Source organism: Methylorubrum thiocyanatum, assembly GCA_014138645.1.
GTDB classification, from domain to species: Bacteria; Pseudomonadota; Alphaproteobacteria; order Rhizobiales; family Beijerinckiaceae; genus Methylobacterium; species Methylobacterium thiocyanatum.
Window position 1 is genome coordinate 184,834 of the sequence record JACJIB010000001.1, and the last position, 20,248, is coordinate 205,081.

Consider the following 20,248-nt stretch of genomic DNA (forward strand, 5'->3'; position numbering starts at 1 on the left):
CCTCTTCCGAGAGGCGCCACAGGCAAAAGGATGGACCATGCGGACAACGATGAGAATGCCGGCAGCCGCGACCTTGGCCGTGACCTTGGCGGCGAGTTCGGCACTGACGGTGGCTCGGGCGCAGAGCGACACCCCGCTCGAGGGCCTGTGGAAGCTGGTCTCCTACGAGGTGGAGGTCCGCAAGGATGGCGAGACGCTGCCGGTGATGGGCGAACATCCGACCGGCTACGCCTACTTCACCCCGGAGAAGCGCGTGTTCTTCGTGCTGACGGGGGAGGGCCGCAAGCCCGCCAAGGACGACGCGCAGCGCGCCCAACTCCTGGAGACTCTCGTCTCCTACACCGGCAAGTTCCGCCTCGACGGTGACAAGTGGATCGCCGATCTCGATGTCGCCTGGGATCCGAAATGGGTCGGCACGGAGCAGACCCGCACGTTCACGCTCGACGGCGGGCGCCTGCGGGTGCTGACCCCCTGGCGGGTCATGCCGAACTGGGCCGACAAGGGCGAAACCCGCAGCATCGTCACCTTCGAGCGCGCGAAGGATTGAGAAGGCAGGGGCGGGCGCTCAGGCCGTCCGCCACCAGACCACGCCCATGATGACGATGATCGCGACGAATTGCAGGAGCACGCGCAGGCGCATCAGCTTCTGCGAGAGGTTGGCGCTGCCGCCGCGCATCATGTTGACGAGGCCGAGGAGCAGCACCACGGCGACGGCGAGGCAGGCGAGAAGGACGAGCTGGTTGGCGGACATGAGGCGGGAATCTCGAGTCGGTGATCTCGTAGGCGACCGCGCTCACGCGAGCGCGGTCCGGGCGGTCGGTGTTCGGGGCGTCAGTTCCGCCGGAGCAGGCGCTCGAAATAATCGAGTTCCTCCTGCGGACGCGAGGGGTCGCCGAGCTTGCGCCGCAGCTCCTCCATGATCCGGCGGGCGCGCTGCACCGCGGATTCATCGGCGTTCGGCACCCGCACATTGCCGTTCGAGAGGTCGCGTCCGCGGGTCGGACGGCCGAGCGGATCGTCGTCGGCGGAGCCGGAGCGGCCCTGCCGGCCCTGCGACTGGCCCTCGCCCTGGCCCTCGCCCTGGCCCTCGCCCTCGGCCATCTGCTGCATCTGCTTCTGCATGCCCTCGGCGCCGCGCTTCAACCCGTCGAGGGCACGGCCCTGCGCGTCCACGGCATCGCCGTTGCGGCCCTGGCCGAGCGCCTCCTCGGCCTCGCGCATGGCGTCCTCGGCATCCGCCAGACCTTCCTCGCCCTGAAGGCCCTGCTGCTTCATCCGGTTCTTGAGGTCCTCGAGCTGCTGGCGCAGCCCCTGCTGGCGCTGACCCGTGCTCTGGCCCTGCTGTCCGCCGCCCTGACCCTGCTGGCCCTGCCCCTGGCCCTTCTGCCCCTGCTGGCCACGGCCCTGTTGCCCCTGCTGCCCGTCCTGACCCTCGCCTTGCCGGCCGGGCTGCTGCCCGCGCTGGCCCTGCTGCCCCTGCGGCTGGCCGGCCTGCGGCCGCTGGCGCGAGCCGGGGCGCTGCCCCTGCTGGCCCTGCTGCCCTTCCTTGTAGGTCTCGTCGCGCAGGTCCTGCTGATCGCGGGACATCTGGTCGAGCTCGTCGAGCTGGCGGTTCATCTCGGCCATGCCGCCGTCGGATTTCTGGCCGCCCTCGGCGTTCTGGAGGTTCTCGAGCACGTTGCGGAGCTGGTCGAGCAGGCGCTGAGCCTCCGCCGTGTCGCCGCGCTGCATCGCCTCCTGCATGTCCTTGATCATCTTCTCCAGATCGTCGGGCGTGACGGTCTGGCCGCGCTGCTGCTGCTGCTGACGCTCGGCTTGCTGCCGGTTCTGCGGCTTCGCGCGCTGGGCGAACTCCTTCATGAACTTGTCGAGGGCCTGTTTCAGATCCTCGGTGAGCTTCTTGATCTCCTCGTCCGGCGCGTTTCGGTCGATCGCCTCCTTGAGGCGGTCCTGGGCGGCGCGCAGGGCCTTCTCCGCATCCGAGAGATCGCCGTCCTCGATCTTGAGCGCCATCTCCCACAGGAGGTCGGCGACGCCGGTGAGATCCTCGTCGGATTGTGCCGCGCGCAGGCGGTTGGCAGCGGTGGTGAGGCCGAGGAAGATCGCCGGCTGCGGCGTGAAGCGCTCCGGTGCGATCCGCAGGGCGTCGAGCGCGGTCTGGACGCGGGCGCGGTCCTCGTCCGGCGCGGTGACGAGGCGGCGGCGCTCCTCGGCAAGCGCCCGGGCGAGCGGCTGACTGAAGGCCCGGGCCGGCAGCACGACCTCGGCGGTCTCGGTGCGGCCCTCTTGTCCGGCCTCGTCTCGCACCACGAGGGTGAGCTTCACCCGTGCGCCGGACCAGGGATTGTCGGTGAGATCGACGAGCGTCTTGGTGTCGCTCTCGCCCGTCGCGTCCGTGGGGAGCGCGAGCCCGATCTTGGGCACCGGCACGAGCGAGCGGCCGGGCTTGACCGGCTCGACCAGCCCCTCGGCGGAGGCGATGCCGTAATCGTCCTTCGCGCGGTAAGTGAGGTTGAAGGTGCCGCGCCCGTTGACCTCGAGGTCGCCGACCCGGCGCACCTCCGGCGGCCGGTCGGGGATCGTCTCGATCACCAGGCGCTGCGGCGGCGCGCCGGAGGCGGCGATGCCGAGTTCGGCGGTGCCGCCGGCGAGCCGGAAGCGCTCCTCGCGCAGGCTCGCGCGGGTCTCGTTGCCCCTCGCGGCGCCCTGGCTGGTGCCTTGAGTGGCGCTTTGGGGCGCGGGGCGGGCGGAGGCGGCCTTCTCGTCCTTGGCCACCGGCACCAGGGCGGCGTTGGGGGTCAGCTCCGCCTCGCCCTGGCCGGCGATGCGCACGATCAGGATGGAATTGACCGGCGCGCGCAGGCGCTGCACCGCGTCCCCCGCGGGGCCGCCCCCGCTCCCCGACATCGTCACGATCAGCGGCGGCACGCGGGTGTAGATCGGCGGGTCGATCCAGCCATCGACACGGAAGCTCGGCGCGGCGGCTTGCGGCTCGCGCCAGTCAAAGGCGGCGGCGACGCGCCCGCGCCATTCAGGGCCGGCGACGAACAGGGCGGCGAGCGCGGCGACGAGGACGCCCGCGCGGAGCGCCAGCGGATCGTGCCCCGGCATGTGCGGGCGCGGGCGCCCGGCCTTCAGCCGCGCGACGGCGGCGGCGGCGCGCGACTGATGCAGGGCCCACAGGGCGCGGGTGACCGGATCGCTCTGGCCGACGGCCAGCGTGTCCTCGATCGAAGAGGCCGGATCATGCGCGGTCCCACCGCCGCGGGCAGCTTCCCGATCGATCCGGGCGAGCGCCTCGCGCCGGCTCAAGGCACGCAGGCGCAAGGCCGGAAGCAGGGCGGCGACGAGCAGGACAGCGAAGAGGCCGAGCCCGACCATGCGCCAGAGCGGGGGGAGGTCGAGCCACAGGCCGAGCCAGGAGACGGCGAGAAAGGCGAGGACGACACCGAGGCCGCGCCACAGCACCGGCCAAGCCCGCTCCCACAGGCCCGCTGCCCGCGCCTGCGCCACCAGCCGGTCGAGGCGGCGCGTCGCCTCACCCTGACGGTCGTCGCTGACGGGATTCGTCCGTTCGGCCTCGCTCATCGTGTACGGTCGCGGCTCCCACGGGCGCCGGGCAGAGAGCCCCGCGCACGGATGAGGAAGCTAGCATGGTGACGGGCGCGCTCCGCCGGGTCAAATCCGCCCAGCCGCGCTTGCCAGTCTCGCTTGGGGGGCGTCAGGCCGCGGCCAGGGCGAGATCGCGGCCGATCCGGGCAGCGAGCGGGACGCTTGCTTGGTTCTTGCCCTTGGCCTCGATCTCGAAATCGCTCCAGGCGAGGTGCCGGGCGACCAGCGCATTGACCGCCTCGTTCCACATCAGGTCGGAATGGGCGGCGAGATCGCGCCAGGAATGGCCCTGTTCCGCCAGCGCCGCGTAGTCCGGCAGCGTGCCGGTGTCGTGCTCGGGCAGAACCGTTTCCCGTGAAACACTGATATGGCTCACCGGCCGCACCCCGCGCCAAGAGGCGATCACCGCCTGGATGCGGGGATCGTCGGGCTCGATGTATTCGCCGCGGCTCTCGACCCAGTGGTGGTGCAGGTCGAGCACCACCGGCACCCGGTCGCCGAGGCGCAGCACCGCGTCGAGGCCGAACAGCGACTCGTCGTTCTCGACGGTGAGCAGGTTGCGCGCCGTCTCCGAGATCAGCGACAGGCTCTCCCGGAACCCCTCGATGCCGGGTTCGCGCCCGCCGATATGGATGTTCACATGGGCGCCGTGCGGGTGCCAGCCGGTGCCGTAGCCCAGCATCGCCATCACTTCGGCATGGTATTCGAGTTCGGCGATGCCGTTGCGCTGCGCGTTCGGGTTGCGCGAGGCGATGATGCAGAACGGGCCGGGATGCATGCTGAGCCGCACCGCCCCCGCCCGCGCGCGCTCGCCGATCCGGGCGAGACCGGTCTCGATCAGGGCGCGCATCGGGGCTTGCGCGTAGAGCGGTTCGGCCACTGGGTGGGTGTAGCCGGGCAGGACCGAACTCGCCATGCGCAGGAGACGCTCCAGCGGCGGCCGGGCCGAAACCCAGGCGATCTGGCGCTCCAGGGCCGCGAGGTTGTGGCGCACCACGCCCTCCAGCTTCTCGAACCGCGCGGCCGGCCCGAGACGCTCCAGATGCGCCATCGTCACCGTGCCGAGATTCATCAGCTTGGCCGCGTCCTTGGCGGCCTTCAGGGTTTTGTGGGCCGGATCCGGATCGGGGATGAAGGTGCAGCAGAAGCCGAGGCGGGGCGGCTCGGAGGCTTTTTCGGAGGCTTTTGCAGTGCGCGACATGGCCCGACAACGCGTCAGATCCGTATTCGGCCCCCGCTGAAAGACATCAATCCTCCGCGTGAAGAGCGTCCACCGCCGCGCCGGCGAGGTTGGCCCGCATCAGCCGCTCGGCCTCGCCTTCGACCGGTCTGAGGCGGTCGGCCAGCCCGGCGATCAGCGAGGCCCGCGCACGGGCCAGCCGGGTGGCGGCGGCGAGATCGATCGCCTCGAAGCGCACGGCCTCGCCGGGCCGGCGCTGCGCGATCCGCCTGAGGTCGGCGGAGATGACGGTGGCGATCTTCGGGTAGCCGCCGGTGGTCTGGCGGTCGGCGAGGAGCACGATCGGTCGGCCCGAGCCCGGCACCTGCACCGAGCCGGCGACGGTGGCGTCGGAGACGATGTTGAAGCCGCCCGGCCCGTGCGCGATCTCCGGCCCGTCGAGCTGATAGCCCATCCGGTCCGCGCGGTTCGAGACGGTGAAGGGTTCGGAGAGGAAGGTCACGCGGCCGGCCGGCGCGAACAGGTCGTCCTGAGGGCCGAGGACGACACGGATCGGCGCCTCCCGCTCCAGCGGGATCGGGTCGACACAGCGATCGGCCTCGATCGCGGGCGGGGCGGACAGCGGCAGGCGGTCGCCCTCGCGGCAGGTGCGTCCGCCGAGGCCGCCAAGCGCCGCCCGCTGGTGCAGCGCCCGGCTTCCCATCACGGCAGGGACGGGGAAGCCGCCCGCGGCCGCGAGATAGGCGAAGACGCCCTCGCGGGGCCGCTCCACCGTCAGTTCCGATCCCTCGCGCAGGAGGAAGGAGCGGTGCGCGGCGATCGGCTCGCCGTCGAGGCGCAGGCCGCTCGGCGCCCCCGCCAAAGCGAGGCGCGCCGCGCCGCCCTCGGCCCGGAGCCGGACCGCGGCCAGCCCCAGTTCGAGCGCCGCGGCGTCGGCCGGGTTGCCGACGAGGCCGTTGGCCGCGGCGAAGGCGAGCGGGTCCATCGGGCCGGAGGCCGAGAGGCCGAAGCGGAGATAGCCGCGCCGTCCGCCGTCCTGCAGCGAGGCCGCGCCGGTCAGGCGCGTGATGTGAAGGCGGGCGCTCATCGGGATGGGGCGCGAACCGGGCGTGGCCAAGCCAGCTGCCGCTCCCGCACGGCGATGCTTCGTGCACCCCCTCTCCCCGCGTGTGGGGAGAGGGGGAAGAAACGGCCCCGTCGGCAGTCAGGGCGGATCGGTGCCATCACCCCTCGCACAATTCGGCCACCGGCTCGCCGGCCTCGGCGGCGGCGTCCAGCGCCGCCCACCGCTCGGGCGGGGTCGGCACGAAGCGCACCCGGTCGCCGGGGCGGAGCAGGAAGACGGGATCGCGCTGCGGCGCGAAGACTTTTTCGGGGGTGCGGCCGAGGAGGTGCCAGCCGCTCGGTGCGGCGATGCTCGCCACCAGCGCCTGGGCGCCGCCGATCGAGATGGTGCCGGCCGGCGTCACCGGTCGCGGGCTCGGGCGGCGCGACAGGGCGAGCCCGGGATCGAGTCCTTCGAGATAGGCGTAGCCGGGCAGGAAGCCGATCATCGCCACCCGGTAGTCCGGGGCGCTGTGGCGCGCGATCACCGCTTCCGGCGCCAGCCCGTGATGGGCGGCGACCGCCTCGAGATCGATGCCGAAGGCGCCGCCATAGACCACGGGGATGCGCCACAGCCGCGGGGCCGGACCGGCCTCGGGCCGTTCATCGGCCAGCGCCAGCACGGCGCGGCCGAGTTCGGCCGGATCGGCGATGACCGGATCGAGATGGACGGTGAGCGAGCGGTAGGTCGGCACCGTCTCCAGCACGCCGGGGAGAGAATGCGCCGCGAGCGTCGCATCGAGGGCCAGCACGCGGGCACTGAGGCGCGCGTCGATCTGCGCGCCGAACTCGATGGTGAAGGCCGTGTCCCCGCAGGGCAGCAGCCGCGGCGCGTCGTGCGTCATGCGTCGCAGGCTAGCCGATCCGGCGGCCGCTCGCGAGGCGGCGCGATCAGAACCCGGCGGCGAGGCGGTGGGGCATCGCCCCACGCCCGGCCGCCGCAGCCTGCCGGTAGAGGCCGCGATGCTGGGAATCGGGCACCAGCGCCTCGGTGAGGCCGATCACCGTCTCGGCGGCGCCCAGCAGCAGGGCGCCGTCGGGAGCGAGCGCCTTGGCGATCCGCTCCAGCACGTCGGTCTTGGTCGGCGCGTCGAAGTAGATCAGCACGTTGCGGCAATAGACGATGTCGAACTGGCCGAGATGCTCGAACGGGCTCAGCAGGTTGAGCGGCCGGAAGCTCACCATCCCGGCGAGCGCCGGGCTGATCCGCCACTGCTCGCCGACCTGGGTGAAGTGCTTGACGAGGAGCTGCACCGGCAGGCCGCGCTGCACCTCGAAATGGCTGTAGAGGCCCAGCCGCGCCTTCTCCAGAACCTCCGTCGAGAGGTCGGTGCCGACGATCTCGATCTGCCAGCCGGCGAGCTGCGCCGCGGCCTCGTGGAGCATCATCGCGAGCGAGTACGGCTCCTGCCCCGTGGAGGCCGCCGCCGACCAGATCCGCAGGCGGCGCTGCGAAGCGCGGGCGGCGATGGCCTTGGGCAGCAGCACGTCGCGGAACAGGTCGAACGGAGCCCGGTCGCGGAAGAAGAAGGTCTCGTTGGTGGTCATCGCCTCGACCACCGCCTTCTCCAGCGCCCCCTCCCGCGACAGGCGCAGGGTGCCGACGAGGTCGGTGAGCGTCGCGATGTTGAAGCGGCGGCAGACGGGGGTGAGCCGGCTCTCGACGAGATAGCGCTTCTCCGCGCCGAGGCTCAAGCCGGAGCGCTTCCTGAGATAGTCGCGCAGGAACGCGAAATCCGCCTCGGTCATCAGACCCGCTCCGCGATCGCGCTGCGCAGGGCCGGTCCGATCTCGGGGAGCGGCAGGACGGCGTGGCACAGGCCGGCCTTGGCGACGCTGCCGGGCATGCCCCAGACCGTGCTCGTCGCTTCGTCCTGAGCAAGCAGGGTGCCGCCGGCCTCGACCAGCGCGCGGGCGCCCGCCGTTCCGTCCGAGCCCATGCCGGTGAGGATGACGCTGAGCGTCGCCCCGCCGTAGAGGGCGGCGGCGTCGAGGAACATCACGTCCACGGCCGGGCGGCAGAAATTCACCGGTGGCCCGTCGTCGAGGCGGATCACGGTGTCCGCGGCCGAGCCGGAGAGCCGCATGTGGCGCCCGCCGGGGGCGACGTAGATGCGGCCGGGCTGGATCCGCTCGTCGGCCTTGCCCTCGGCCGCCGGGAGGCCGATCCGGGCGCCGAGATGCTCGGCGAAGACGGCGGTGAAGACCGGTGGCATGTGCTGCACGATCAGCACCGGCAGGCGACGGAGCGTGGCCGCGCCGATCTTCTCCAGCACCTCGCCGACCGCCCGCGGGCCGCCGGTGGAGGAGCCGATCAGCAGGACGCGGGGCGGGGCCACGGTGCGGGGTTTCGGCCGCAGCGTCACCGTGCCCGACAGGCGCGAGACCGCCGGCGCGGCGGGGGTGGCGGAAGCGGCGGCCTCGACCGCGGTCGGCGCGGGGCGGCGCCGGGCGCGGGCGGCGCCGAAGACGCGGATGCGCTCGATCAGGTCGTTGCGGAAGCCGTCCGAGGTGGTGACGCCGCGGTTGCTCTCGGGCTTGGGGATGTAATCGACGGCGCCCAGCGCGAGGCAGCGCAGGGAGACGTCGGCGTTGCGCTGGGTCAGCGTCGACATCATCACGACCTGCACCCCCGGCTGCTTGGCGAGGATGAGGGGCAGAGCCTGGATGCCGTCGAGTTCGGGCATCTCGATGTCGAGGAGCACGACGTCGGGGTTGCAGCGGGCGAGCGCATCCACGGCGGCGCGGCCGTTGGGAGCGGTGGCGACCACCTCGTGGCCGGCCTCGCCGAGCCAGCGCGAGACGAGCCCGCGCACCACGGCCGAATCGTCGGCGACCAGCACCTTGATCGGGCTGCGGGCCGCCGGAGCGTGTGCGACGGCCGGGAATGCCGACATGGGGGACTCGTTTCCGGGGATCGAACAGGGGCGGAGACCCGGAGGGGCCCCCGGAGACAAATCAGGCGGCTTCGGACGGGCGGACCGCGAAGCCGACCTGGTCGAGCTTGGCCATCATGATCTCCCGGTCGAAGGGCTTCATGATGTACTCGTCGGCGCCCGCGCGCAGCGCCCGGGCGATGGCGCCGACATCGTTCTCGGTGGTGCAGAACAGGATCTTGGGCCGGTCGCCGAGGGGCGATTGCCGCAACTGCCGCAGCACCTCGTAGCCGTCCATGTTCGGCATGTTCCAGTCGAGCAGGATCACCGTCGGCATCGCCTCGGCGCACAGGGCCAGCGCGGTCGCGCCGTCCTCGGCGTCGCGGACGCTGAAGTCGAGGGTCTCCAGGATGCGGCGGGCGACCTTGCGGATCACCGCCGAGTCGTCGACGATCAGGGCCGTCTTGATGGCGCTTGTGGCCGAACCGGTCTTCATGGGCGCATTCCTCGGCTTCAGGCGACCTTCGCCTCGCGGGCGTCGCCGAAGGCGAGCAGCGCATCGACGTCGAGGATGACGAGAAGGCGTCCGTCGAGACGGTGGACGCCGAGCGAGATGTCGCGCCAGCGGGCATCGAGGTTGATCGGCACCGGCTCCTGCGTGTCGGCGCCGAGCTTCAGCACCTCGCCGACGCCGTCGACGATGAGGGCGAAGGTCTCGCCCGCCTGCTCCAGGCCGATGGCCATCTCGGCCGCGCCCGCCTCGCGCCCCGGAATGCCGAGGCGGCGGCGCAGACACAGGGCAGTGACGACGCGCCCGCGCAGGTTCAGGAGGCCGACGATCTCCCGCGGTGCCAGCGGCACCGGGGTGATGCCGGCGGGCACGAACACGTCGTGCACCCGGTCGATGGTGAGCCCGAACATCGTCTCGCCGACGAAGACGGTGACGTAGTCGGTGGTGTCGGTGGGAACGGCGTTTCCGTTGGCGGCCTGCATGGCGGCGTGTCCTCTTCCGGTCCGTTCGGGTCTCAGGCGGCGGCGCGGGTGTCGGCGGGCTGGCCGGCCTCGCCGATCTCGGCGAGCGCCGCGAGCAGGCCGCTGCGGTCGAACTTGGCGACGAGGTCGCTGATGGCGAGGCGGCGGGCCTGGTCGATGGCATCGGCGGCGACCGTCCCGGTCAGCGCGATCACCGGCATCTCGGCCAGCCGCCCCCCGGTCCCGCGCATGGCGGCGACGAGGTCGAAGCCGCTGCGGCCGGGCATGTCGAGGTCGCTGACCACGAGGTCGATGCCGGCATTGCCCTTGAGCAGGCCGAGCGCCTCGTCGGCGGAGGCCGCGGTGGTCACGCTGTAGCCGGCGGCCTTGAGCACCGGGGTCAGCATGTCGCGGAAGAAGGCCGAGTCATCGACCAGCAGGAGCGAGGGCGCCTTGACCACGGTCTTGCGCGGGCCCCGCGCCCAGTCGTCGTAGGCGAGCGGCAGGAAGTGGGCGATGTTGATGATGTCGGTCGCCCGGCCCCGCAGCACCGCCGAACCGATGAGGTCGGAGCGATCGGCCGAGATCTCGATGTCGAGGCGCTCCTCGACGATGTCGACGATCTCGTCGACCACGAGGCCCATGGCCCGGTCGCCGTCGGAGAACACGACGAGCGCCTGGCTGCCCTCGGAGCGGATCGCGATGCCCGGATCGGCCGGCACCAGCGGCATGAGGCGGCCGCGGTACTGGATCAGCGGGCGCCCGCCGAGATGCTCGATCTTCGAGGCGTCGATCTCCTCCAGCCGGGTGACGAGGGAGAGCGGAACCGCCTTGAAGCCGCCCGCGCCGCCCTTGAACACCAGGAGCGTCGCCTTGGCGTCGCCGGCCTCGACCTCCTCGGTCTCGGCCTCCGTCGCCGCGCCGGACTGGGCGCTCTGGCCCACCAGCTTGGCCACGCCGTTGGGATCGACGATCAGCACCACCGCGCCGTCGCCGAGGATCGTGTTGCCGGCGAACAGCGGGATGTGCCGCAGCTTCGACGACATCGGCTTCACGACGATCTCTTCCGTGTGGAAGACCTCGTCGACGAGCACGCCGAAGCGCTGCCGGCCGACCTGGGCCACCACCACGAAGCCCGCCTCGACGATCTCGCTCTCCTCGGCGATCGCCTGTCCGCGCATCAGCCCGTCGAGGGTGACGATCGGCAGGAGCCGCTCGCGCAGGCGCAGCACCGGCGCGCCGTGGATGCGCTCGATCGAGTTCGTGCTCTTGTTCTCGTCCTTGGGATCGACCCGCACCAGCTCCAGCACCGCGATCTGCGGCACGGCGTAGCGCTGCTCCCCGGCCTTGACGATCAGCGCCGAGACGATGGCGAGCGTCAGCGGGATCTTGATGGTGAAGGTCGTGCCCTTGCCGAGTTCGGTGGCGATGTCGACCACGCCGCCGATGGTCTCGATATTGGTCTTGACCACGTCCATGCCGACGCCGCGGCCGGAGACCGAGGTCACCGCCTTGGCGGTCGAGAAGCCGGCGTGGAAGATGAACTTCGCGACCTGCGCGTCGGTCATCCGCTCGACGTCGGCGGCGGGAGCGAGGTTGCGCTCGATCGCCTTCTTGCGGATCGCGGCGAGGTCGAGGCCCTTGCCGTCGTCGGCGATCTCGATCGTGATCGTGCCGCCCTCGTGATAGGCGGAGAGGCGGATCGAGCCGCGGGCGGGCTTGCCGGCCTTGAGGCGCTCGTTGGTGGCCTCGATGCCGTGGTCGGCCGAGTTGCGCACCATGTGGGTGAGCGGGTCCTTGATGACGTCGAGCACTTGGCGGTCGAGTTCGGTCTCGGCCCCCGACATCACGAGGTCGATGCCCTTGCCGAGTTCGGCCGAGAGGTCGCGCACGACGCGGGGCAGCTTCTGCCACGCATTGCCGATCGGCTGCATGCGCGTCTTCATCACGCCTTCCTGCAGCTCGGCCGTGACGTGGCTGAGGCGCTGGAGCGGGACCTTGTAGCCGGAATCCTCGTGGCGGCGGGCGATCTCGAGGAGCTGGTTGCGGGTCAGCACCAGTTCCGAGACCATCGTCATCAGGTGCTCGATGGTGTCGACGTTCACGCGGATCGTCTGAACCTTGGCCACCGGGCCTTCCCCGCTCCCTTCGGAGGCGGGCGCCGTGGCCGCGGGGCGCTCGTGAGCCTGGGCGGGTGCCGTCGGCTCCGGCGCGCTCTCGAAATCGGGCTCGGCGGCTTCGAGGACGGGCTCGATCGCGGGCGCGGGGGCCGGCGCAGAGACGGGCGCGGGAGCGGCCGGAGCGGAAAAGTCATCGGGGCCGGGCGCTTCCATGAAGGCGCGCTCCAGGTCTTCCAGCGAGACCTCGCCGGGCTTCAGCTCACGCTCCACGATCGGCGGCAGATCGGGCAGCGGCGGGGGCGGCGGAGCCGCGGCGGCGGGCGCCTCCTCGGAGGCCATCGCCTCCAGGGCGCCGATCAGGTCGGCATCGGCGCCGGCGGGCTCGGAACCGGTGGCTTCGAGATCGGCGAGGATCGCCTTGAGCCGGTCGAGGGTGGCGAGGATCAGGGTGACCGAGGCGCCGCTGACGGGATAGCCGTCGCGGAAGCGCCCCATCAGCGTCTCGGCCGCGTGGGCCAGCGCTTCGAGCCGCGGCAGCCCGAGGAAGCCGCAGGTGCCCTTGATGGTGTGGACGAGCCGGAAGATGTTGCGCAGGATCTGCTGGTTGTTGGGATCCTGCTCGAAACGGACCAGCTCCGCATCGACCGTGTCCAGATGCTCGGCGCTCTCGACCAGAAACTCGCGAAGCAGATCGTCCATGGGGGGTACTCGTCTACGCGCACAAAGAGGCGTGCGACGAGCACTCTCGCCTTGGAAAGTTAGTGAAGCGTTGAGGGCGGGGCCCGCTTCACAATTGTTTTTAGAAAGAGCAGGCCGGGTTCCGGAAGAAGAGGCGTCCGGGCAGAGGCCCGGATCCTTCGGACCCACCGGTCATCGGCCGTGGACGCTCCGGCCGCCGGCCACCGCGCGGCGGGCCTGCGGCGAGAGGCCTAAGGCGAGGGGTTCAGGCGAGCTGCGTGTCCGGCGGGGCGCTGTCGGAGGGGCGCTCGTCCTCGACGCTGGGGGCGGGCGCGCCGGGCAGGCCCACCGCGGCCTCGGTGGGCGTGGCGGTGACCGTCACCTCGTCGCCTTCGATGGCGAAGCGCACATCCATCGCCGCCGCGCGGGCGACGAGGCCGGCATAGAAGGGCAGGATGCCGTGGGCATCGACGCTGCCGCCCTCGGGCGTGCCGGCGATCAGCGCCTCGACATGGGGCGGGATGCGGGCGTGGCTGCCCTTGGCGCGGAGGACGAGGCGCGGGGCGTCGCCGCCGCCGGTTACCGCCACGTCGATCACGCCGCCGCGGGGGATCGCGCTGGAGGCGATGACCACGAGGTTGAGCAGGAGCTTGACCTTGTTCTTCGGGAACAGGGCCTGGGGAGCGCTCCAGGTGATCTGCGTCTTCTCGTCGGCGAACATGGCCCGCGAGACCTTCTCGGCGTCGGCCAGATCGATCGAGGCGCCGGCCGAGCCCGCCGCGCCGAAGGCGATGCGGGCGAACTGCACCCGGGCCGAGGCGGTGCGCGCACTCTTGCGGATCAGTTCGAGCGCGAATTCGCGCATGGAGGGGTCGTCGTCGTCCTCCAGCACTTCGAGGCCGTTCACGATCGCACCGATCGGGCTGATCACGTCGTGGCACACGCGCGAGCACAGCAGGGCCGAGAGGTCGAGGGCGTCGAGGGTGAGGCTCGTGGTACCGCTCATACTACCGCTCATGGCGCGCTCCGTTCCCGGCCTGTCGTCCGGCTGTCGAAAGAGGGTTCGCGAGGTGTCGTCGATCGGTGAGCCGCCCCTCGGATGCGGCGGGCACCGGATAGGGCCCAAGCGAATAGTCACCGCCGGCCACTTTGGAAAGCCGCGGACATCGATCCCGAGGTTCGAATCCTTGCGCGCCCTCTGCTTGCGCGCCGTGCGGGCGACGGCGGGGCGGCGGCCTCCGGTCTCGGTGGCCCGCGGGGCGAGGCAGCGCCCGCAGGGCACGAGGTCCCGAATTCGCCGCAACCGGCGCGCATGGAGGCCGCGTCACGAAAGCGTGCACAGGGGATTGGCCGGCTTTCGGATCGACAAGCCCCCTTCCGTCATTGATGACAGTGTGATGACCGCCCCCGCCTCCATCCCGGCCTCCGCTCCGGCCGGTGCTCCGGCCATCCCGCCGGTTTCCCTGACGGCGCCCGTTCCGGCCGCGATGCGGGACGCCATCGCGGAACAGCTCGCCGGGATCGCCTGCGAGGCGGGGCGCATCCTGCGGGGCTATCACGGCGGCGATTGTCCGCACGTCATCAAGCCCGACGGCTCGCCCGCGAGCCTCGCGGACACGCGCTCCGAGGAGCTGATCGTCTCGGCGCTGGCGCAGGCCTTCCCTGGCATCCCGGTGATCGCGGAGGAGACCTCCTGCACCGCGCGGGCCGCGCCCCTGTTCTTCCTCGTCGATCCCCTCGACGGCACCCGCGACTTCCTGGCCGGCAACGCGCAATACTGTGTCAATATCGGCCTCGTGCAGGGCGACCGCCCGATCGCCGCGGCGCTGGCGGCCCCGGGCCTCGGCCGGGTCTGGGCGGCGGGCACCACCGCCCGCGAGGCGCCGATCCGCGAGGGGCGGCCGGGGACGTTCCGGGCGGTGGGCGTGCGCGCGGCGCGCGCGGACGGTCTCGTCGCCCTCGTCAGCCGCCTGCACGGCGACAGCGACACCGATGCCTGCCTGCAGCGGCTACCCATCGGCGAGCGTCGGGTCGCCTCCTCGGCGCTCAAGTTCTGCCTGATCGCGTCGGGCGAGGCGGATCTCTACGTGCGCTGCGTCCCCACCATGGAGTGGGACACGGCGGCCGGCGACCACGTGCTCACCATGGCCGGCGGATGCGTCGTCGGGCCGGACGGGGCGACGATCACCTACGGCCATCACGCCCGCCTCTACCGCAACGGCCCCTTCGCGGCGCTCGCCTCGTCGGCTTACCGCGACGCCCTCGACCTGCCGCGACAGAGCGCCGTGTCCTATTTCGACCGCCGCCGGGCGGGGGAACTGGTGGCGCCGGATGCGGCAAAGGGCTCCTGACGGCGGGTTTAACCGGCCGTTAACCCAAACTTGACTTGATCGGCACCGAGACTGCGCGCTCCCTGCGGGCCTCGATCCGATGTCGCTTCCGCCGATGGAAGCACCCGTGCGCCGGGCAGGACCCGGCCGGAGAGGCGGGCAAGGACACCGGTGGAGGAGACCGGTCGGAGGGAGCCGGTTAAGGGAGACCGACATGCCGCACGATCCCATCCGACCCGCTGCGACGACCCGCCGCGCCGCCCTGCTCGGCCTCTCCGCCGGGCTCTCGAGCGGACTTCTGGGCGCGGTCGTCCCCGCCGCGGCCTACCAGGATGACGGCGTCCGCCCGGACTCGTTCCGTGCGTCCGAGGTGGTCGAGAACGGCCACCGCTTCTTCGGCAGCGTGTCCCGCGGCCTCGCCCTCACCGTCGAGGAGGCGACCCGGCGCTGGGGCGAGCCCAACGGCTACATCCTCGGCCAGGAGGCGTCCGGTGCCATCGTCGGCGGCCTGCGCTTCGGCGAGGGCACGCTCTACACCCGCAATGCCGGGCAGCGCCGGATCTACTGGCAGGGCCCGACGCTGGGCTTCGACGTCGGCGGCGATGGCGCGCGCACCATGATGCTCGTCTACAACCTGCCTGCCGTGCGCGACCTCTACCGCCGCTTCGGCGGCGTCGACGGCTCGGCCTACTTCATCGGCGGCTTCGGCATGACGGCCGTGACCGATGGCGGCATCATCGTGGTGCCGATCCGTTCCGGCGTCGGCGCCCGTCTCGGGATCAATGTCGGCTACCTGAAATTTACCGGCCGCCCGACCTGGAACCCGTTCTGATCTCCCTCCGGTCGACTCCTGCCGCAACCGGGCATGCGCGCCGCAGTCGCCTGTCCGGTGACGGGGCCGGCGGTCGGGCACGCAAAGCGCCCGCGGAGGCGGTTGCCGACGCTTAAGGCTCGAGACGAAGACAGGGCGCTTGCCTCCGCGCGGGCAAGACAGGCAAAAGACGCGGCGGCCGGACCTGCCGGCCGAGGCGGCGTGAGGGTCCGTTCGTGATCGAGACCGTGATGATCTTCGGGCTCGGCTTCCTCCTGGCGAGCCTGTGCGCCCTGACGATCCTGCCGACCGTGAATGCCCGCGCCGCCCGCCTCGCCCGGCGGCGGATCGAGGCGACCCTGCCGGTCAGCGTGTCCGAGGTCGTGGCCGAGCGCGACCACCTGCGGGCGGAGTTCGCCGTCGCGCAGCGCCGGCTGGAGCGCAAGGCCGAGGCGGTCGCCGCCCGGCGCCACGCCGACATGGCCGCCATCGGGACCCGCACCATGGAGGCGGAGGCCGCGGTCGCGGCCCGGATCCTCAGCGAGGCCGAGGTGGCCCGCGCCCTCGAGCGCATCGCCGGGCTCGACCGGGAACTCGCCCAGGCCCGCGCCGAGGGCGAGACCGGGCTCGCCACCCTCCACGCCCTGGAGGAGGCCCACCGCGCGATTCTCGACGACCTCAAGGCCACACGCCGGACGCATGGGGCGAGCGCGCCGTCGATCGCCGGGGACGCGGAGATCTCGCCGCAGGCGGGCATCGAGGCCGAGGTCGAGGCCCTGCGCGCGGAGCTGAAGGCGGCCCAGGCCGCCCTGGCCGCGCGGGGGAGCGACGACACGGCCGAGCTGCGCCGCCGCATCTCCGAGGTGGCCGACGCGCTCGCCCGGCGCGACCGTCTGCCCCAGGCCGGTGCTTTCCCGCCCGCCTCCCCGGCGCTCGCCGAAAGCTGAAACGCCGAGAACCCGAACGCCAGGAGCCGAAACGCCGGGAGCCGAAACGCACCGAACGAAGCGTGGCCGCGGCCTATCCTGCCCTCATCCCCGGTCGCGTCCCTTGCGGCCTCCGGCACGAGTCCGTAAGCACCGTAACCATCTTGCGTTTGCCCCGGACCCGCCTTGTTTCGACCATGCGGGGGCATCATCGCGCCGGGATCTCCTCTCGCAACTCTCTTCCCACGAACCGCGATCGAGCGAACATCATGGCTTTGAAGCTGACGCCCCTGGTTCTCGCCCTCACGGGGGCGGCCGTCCTGTTGGCTGCTCCCGTGCAGGCGCAGCAGTCCAAGCGCGGCAACGAGACGCTCAAGAAGTACTGCACCGGCGATTACCTCAGCTATTGCGGCAATCTCGATCCGGACGATCCGGCCACCGACCAGTGCTTCAAGACCAACTGGTCGAAGCTCTCCGAGAACTGCCGCCGGGCGATCGACGCCTACACCCCGCCGAAGGATTCCGCGCGCGGCAACAAGAAGGGCTGAGGCGCGCTGCGGGGCCGTGGCGGTCACGCCCTATCGGGACGGGGCCTCAACGGCTAAGCTCGCGCGGCCAGACCGCTGCCACGCCGCCTCGCCGGAAAGAATCGCCGGAAATCCCGATGCCCGCCCGCTCCGCCCGCCTCTCGATCCTGATCGCGCTCGGCCTCGCCCTGGCCTGCTCGGCCTGCGGCCGGCGCGGCAGCCTGGAGCCGCCGGGCGCGGCCGTGTCCGAGCCCGCGCCGGGCACGCGCCCCGGCGTTCCGGCCTCGGCGCGGAGCCTGCCGGGCAGCACGATCTCCGTGGGCGATCGCGGCGCCGCCCCCGATCCCGAGGCGGTGCAGGCGGGCGACGAACTGAGTGCCGCAGCGATCCCCGCGGGCGGCGACGGCGTTCCGGTCACGACCTCCCGCGGGTCCAAGCGCGGCTACAGGGTTCCCAAGGAGCCTTTCATCCTCGACTCGATCCTGTAGCGCACGAGTCCGCGCGAGCCGGGTTCGGTTCGGTGTAGACAGCGCGTCGCCGGACGCGTCATTCGAGCGGGCCGGGCGGGCCGGCGGATTTTCCTGAGATGCACCACTTCCACTACCGCGACGGACGGCTCCACGCCGAGGACGTCGACCTGACCGCGTTGGCGGACGAGGTCGGTACGCCGTTCTACTGCTACAGCACCGCCACCCTGGAGCGGCATTACCGCGTCTTCGCGCAAGCCTTCGCGGGCGACGACGCGCTGGTGTGCTTTGCCATGAAGGCGAATTCGAACCAGGCCGTGCTCGCCACCCTCGCCCGCCAGGGCGCGGGCATGGACATCGTCTCCGAGGGCGAATTGCGCCGGGCGCTCGCCGCGGGCGTGCCGGGCGAGCGCATCGTCTTCTCCGGTGTCGGCAAGACCCGCGAGGAGATGGCCGCCGCCCTCGACGCGAACATCCTCTGCTTCAACGTCGAGAGCGAGCCCGAACTCGCCGCGCTGTCGGAGGTCGCGGCCTCCCGCGGACGCAAGGCGCCGGTCTCGATCCGGGTCAATCCGGATGTCGATGCGCTCACGCATGCCAAGATCTCCACAGGCAAGTCCGACAACAAGTTCGGCATCCCGATCTCCCGCGCCCGCGCGGTCTATGCCGGGGCGGCGCGTCTGCCGGGCCTGGAGATCGTCGGCGTCGACGCGCATATCGGCAGCCAGATCACCGACCTGACCCCCTTCGACAACGCCGCGCGCCTGCTCTGCGAACTGGCCCGCGACCTCCTCGCCGACGGTCACCGGCTGCACCATGTCGATTTCGGCGGCGGCCTCGGCATCCCCTACCGCGACGACAACGCGCCCCCGCCCGACCCGGCGGCGCTCGCGGCGATCCTGCGTCCGCATTTCAAGCCGCTCGGCCTGCGCCCGGTCTTCGAGATCGGGCGGATGATCGCCGGCAATGCCGGCATCCTGGTCACCCGCGTGATCTACGTGAAGCCCACCGACGAGAAGACCTTCGTCATCGTCGACGGGGCGATGAACGACCTGATCCGCCCGACGCTCTACGAGGCGTTCCACGCCCTGCGCCCGCTGCGCGAGCCCGCCCCCGATACGCCCCGGCTCACGGCGGACGTGGTCGGCCCGGTCTGCGAGAGCGGCGACTACCTCGCGCTGGGCCGCGAGATGCCGATGGCGGCGCCGGGCGACCTGATCGCGGTGATGAGCGCGGGCGCCTACGGTGCGGTCCAGGCCGGCACCTACAACAGCCGCCGCCTCGTGCCCGAGGTGCTGGTGAGCGGCGACCGCGCGGCGGTGGTGCGCCCGCGCCCGAGCTATGACGACCTGATCCGCCTCGACCGCCTGCCCGACTGGCTCGCCTGAGGATCGCCGCGGAGCCGGAAGGCCCGCTGCCCGTTGCGTAAGGGTGTTGCCAACCTCAAAAGATTGCTCATGAAGACTGCCGATTGCGACATCCTGATCCTGCCCGGCTATGCCGGCTCCGAGGAGGAGCATTGGCAGGCACGCTGGGCGGCCCGGCTGAAGACCGCGCGGATCGTTGCGCAGGACGACTGGCACCGGCCCGACCCGGAGGCGTGGCGCAGCCGCGTCGTGGACGCCGTGCAGGCCGCGACCCGGCCGGTGATCCTCATCGCCCACAGCCTCGGCGTGGTCGCGGCGGTCGAGGCCGCGCCGCGCTTTCCCGAAGGCGTGGTGCGCGGCGCCCTGCTGGTGGCCTTCCCCGACATCGAGGCGGGCGCCGACCTGCCCGAGAGCGTGCGCGCCTTCGCCCCCGTCCCGCGCGATCCGCTGCCCTTCCCCTCGCTGCTGGTGGCCAGCCGCACCGATCCGCACTGCACCTACGAGCGGGCGGAGGACTATGCCTATGCCTGGGGGTCGGCGCTGGTGGATGCGGGCGAGGCCGGCCACATCAACGTCGCGAGCGGCCACGGCCCCTGGCCGGAAGGCCTGATGCGGCTGGCGGGCTTCCTCGCCCCGCTCTGAGGCGGCGGAGCCGTTGGCGGCTGCTCGAATAGTGTATTACCGCTCAGGGGCTTGGGCCGATTTTCATCAAATGCGTGGGAACGCGGCTCTAAAAATATTCTTTGACCCAGGATAAATTGGGAACTTAAATTTCCTTAATTGCTTTCTCCGGGCAGACCGGCCGGCAAAGCCGGTCGTACAATTCCGGAGGGACGCAAACGTGACGCTCACGAAGACCATTGCTACCGCCACCGCCTTCGCCTTCATCGCCGGTTCCGCGCTCGCCGCGCCGTGCAACACCGGCAGCACCAACGCCAAGGCTCCGAGCGATTCCACCGCCGCCAACAGCAGCACCGGCAGCGGCGCCGATGCCGGCTCGAAGAACCTGGCGGGCGGCCAGCAGCCGGCTTCGCCCGGCACGGTCGGTGCGATGAACAATGTCGGCGCCGGCCAGGGCGTCGGCAACAAGCCGGGTTCCGAGCAGACGGCTTCCGCCAAGAACACCGCGGGCGGCGAGCAGCCGGCAGCGCCGGGCACGGTCGGCGCGATGAACGCCGCTGGCCACGACCAGAAGCTCGGCGACAAGAAGGGCGGCGACGACTGCTGATCGCAGCGCCTGAGCCGTAAAGGAAAGAAGCTCCCGGGGCATTCGGCCCC

Annotated in this window: 20 protein-coding genes; 9 read left to right on the top strand and 11 right to left on the bottom strand. The window is 71.7% G+C overall.

All coding sequences use genetic code 11. The features are described 5' to 3' along the window. The first annotated feature begins 55 nt into the window (after positions 1-55). Positions 56-547, top strand: coding sequence for a lipocalin-like domain-containing protein (locus HNR51_RS00870; RefSeq protein ID WP_182553707.1), 492 nt, complete (start codon positions 56-58; stop codon positions 545-547). 18 nt (positions 548-565) lie between these two features. Here HNR51_RS00870 and HNR51_RS00875 read toward each other — a convergent pair whose 3' ends face one another. The 11 genes from HNR51_RS00875 to chpT all read right to left on the bottom strand — a co-directional run bounded on the left by HNR51_RS00875 (position 566) and on the right by chpT (position 13,548). Next, positions 566-751 (bottom strand): twin transmembrane helix small protein, encoded by a 186-nt coding sequence (locus tag HNR51_RS00875; RefSeq protein WP_012453615.1) that lies wholly within the window; start codon positions 749-751, stop codon positions 566-568. A gap of 80 nt (positions 752-831) precedes the next feature. After that, positions 832-3,588, bottom strand: a complete 2,757-nt coding sequence (locus HNR51_RS00880) for a TIGR02302 family protein (protein WP_182553708.1) — start codon at positions 3,586-3,588, stop codon at positions 832-834. Positions 3,589-3,721: 133 nt separating this feature from the next. Next, positions 3,722-4,813 carry an apurinic/apyrimidinic endonuclease family protein gene (locus tag HNR51_RS00885; RefSeq protein ID WP_182553709.1) on the bottom strand — a complete coding sequence of 364 codons (1,092 nt, stop codon included), beginning with the start codon at positions 4,811-4,813 and terminating at the stop codon, positions 3,722-3,724. Between the two features lie 46 nt (positions 4,814-4,859). After that, positions 4,860-5,879, bottom strand: coding sequence for a 5-oxoprolinase subunit C family protein (locus HNR51_RS00890; RefSeq protein WP_182553710.1), 1,020 nt, complete (start codon positions 5,877-5,879; stop codon positions 4,860-4,862). Positions 5,880-6,015: 136 nt separating this feature from the next. Continuing rightward, positions 6,016-6,741, bottom strand: a complete 726-nt coding sequence (gene pxpB / locus HNR51_RS00895) for a 5-oxoprolinase subunit PxpB (RefSeq protein ID WP_182553711.1) — start codon at positions 6,739-6,741, stop codon at positions 6,016-6,018. A 46-nt stretch (positions 6,742-6,787) separates the two neighbouring features. After that, positions 6,788-7,645, bottom strand: a complete 858-nt coding sequence (locus HNR51_RS00900) for a CheR family methyltransferase (protein WP_182553712.1) — start codon at positions 7,643-7,645, stop codon at positions 6,788-6,790. Then, complete coding sequence (locus tag HNR51_RS00905; RefSeq protein WP_182553713.1) at positions 7,645-8,793, bottom strand: protein-glutamate methylesterase/protein-glutamine glutaminase; 1,149 nt, start codon at positions 8,791-8,793, stop codon at positions 7,645-7,647. The genes HNR51_RS00900 and HNR51_RS00905 overlap by 1 nt, the downstream gene beginning before the upstream one ends. A gap of 61 nt (positions 8,794-8,854) precedes the next feature. Then, the gene (locus HNR51_RS00910) at positions 8,855-9,241 is read right to left on the bottom strand and encodes a response regulator (protein WP_041371937.1); all 387 of its coding nucleotides are present in this window, start codon (positions 9,239-9,241) and stop codon (positions 8,855-8,857) included. A gap of 44 nt (positions 9,242-9,285) precedes the next feature. Then, complete coding sequence (locus HNR51_RS00915; protein ID WP_012453623.1) at positions 9,286-9,765, bottom strand: chemotaxis protein CheW; 480 nt, start codon at positions 9,763-9,765, stop codon at positions 9,286-9,288. Between the two features lie 32 nt (positions 9,766-9,797). After that, a complete protein-coding gene (locus tag HNR51_RS00920; RefSeq protein WP_182553714.1) occupies positions 9,798-12,563 on the bottom strand; it encodes a hybrid sensor histidine kinase/response regulator in 2,766 nt (921 codons plus the stop codon). A gap of 244 nt (positions 12,564-12,807) precedes the next feature. Further along, positions 12,808-13,548 (bottom strand): histidine phosphotransferase ChpT, encoded by a 741-nt coding sequence (chpT, locus tag HNR51_RS00925; RefSeq protein ID WP_041371212.1) that lies wholly within the window; start codon positions 13,546-13,548, stop codon positions 12,808-12,810. 391 nt (positions 13,549-13,939) lie between these two features. Here chpT and HNR51_RS00930 point away from each other — a divergent pair, with 391 nt between their 5' ends. From HNR51_RS00930 to HNR51_RS00965, 8 genes are all read left to right on the top strand, one after another. After that, a complete protein-coding gene (locus HNR51_RS00930) occupies positions 13,940-14,893 on the top strand; it encodes a 3'(2'),5'-bisphosphate nucleotidase CysQ family protein (protein WP_182553715.1) in 954 nt (317 codons plus the stop codon). 193 nt (positions 14,894-15,086) lie between these two features. Then, entirely contained in the window at positions 15,087-15,704 is a 618-nt protein-coding gene (locus tag HNR51_RS00935; RefSeq protein ID WP_152276567.1) for a DUF1134 domain-containing protein, read from the top strand. Positions 15,705-15,934: 230 nt separating this feature from the next. Continuing rightward, a complete protein-coding gene (locus tag HNR51_RS00940) occupies positions 15,935-16,630 on the top strand; it encodes a hypothetical protein (RefSeq protein WP_152276740.1) in 696 nt (231 codons plus the stop codon). A gap of 248 nt (positions 16,631-16,878) precedes the next feature. Further along, on the top strand, positions 16,879-17,157 hold the full coding sequence (locus HNR51_RS00945) for a 3',5'-cyclic-nucleotide phosphodiesterase (protein ID WP_141951084.1): 279 nt from the start codon (positions 16,879-16,881) through the stop codon (positions 17,155-17,157). A 116-nt stretch (positions 17,158-17,273) separates the two neighbouring features. Beyond that, entirely contained in the window at positions 17,274-17,624 is a 351-nt protein-coding gene (locus tag HNR51_RS00950) for a hypothetical protein (protein ID WP_182553716.1), read from the top strand. A 98-nt stretch (positions 17,625-17,722) separates the two neighbouring features. Continuing rightward, positions 17,723-18,991, top strand: a complete 1,269-nt coding sequence (lysA, locus tag HNR51_RS00955) for a diaminopimelate decarboxylase (protein ID WP_012453631.1) — start codon at positions 17,723-17,725, stop codon at positions 18,989-18,991. 69 nt (positions 18,992-19,060) lie between these two features. Then, positions 19,061-19,612 carry an RBBP9/YdeN family alpha/beta hydrolase gene (locus HNR51_RS00960; protein WP_182553717.1) on the top strand — a complete coding sequence of 184 codons (552 nt, stop codon included), beginning with the start codon at positions 19,061-19,063 and terminating at the stop codon, positions 19,610-19,612. A gap of 199 nt (positions 19,613-19,811) precedes the next feature. Then, entirely contained in the window at positions 19,812-20,198 is a 387-nt protein-coding gene (locus tag HNR51_RS00965; RefSeq protein ID WP_012453633.1) for a hypothetical protein, read from the top strand. Positions 20,199-20,248: the final 50 nt, after the last annotated feature.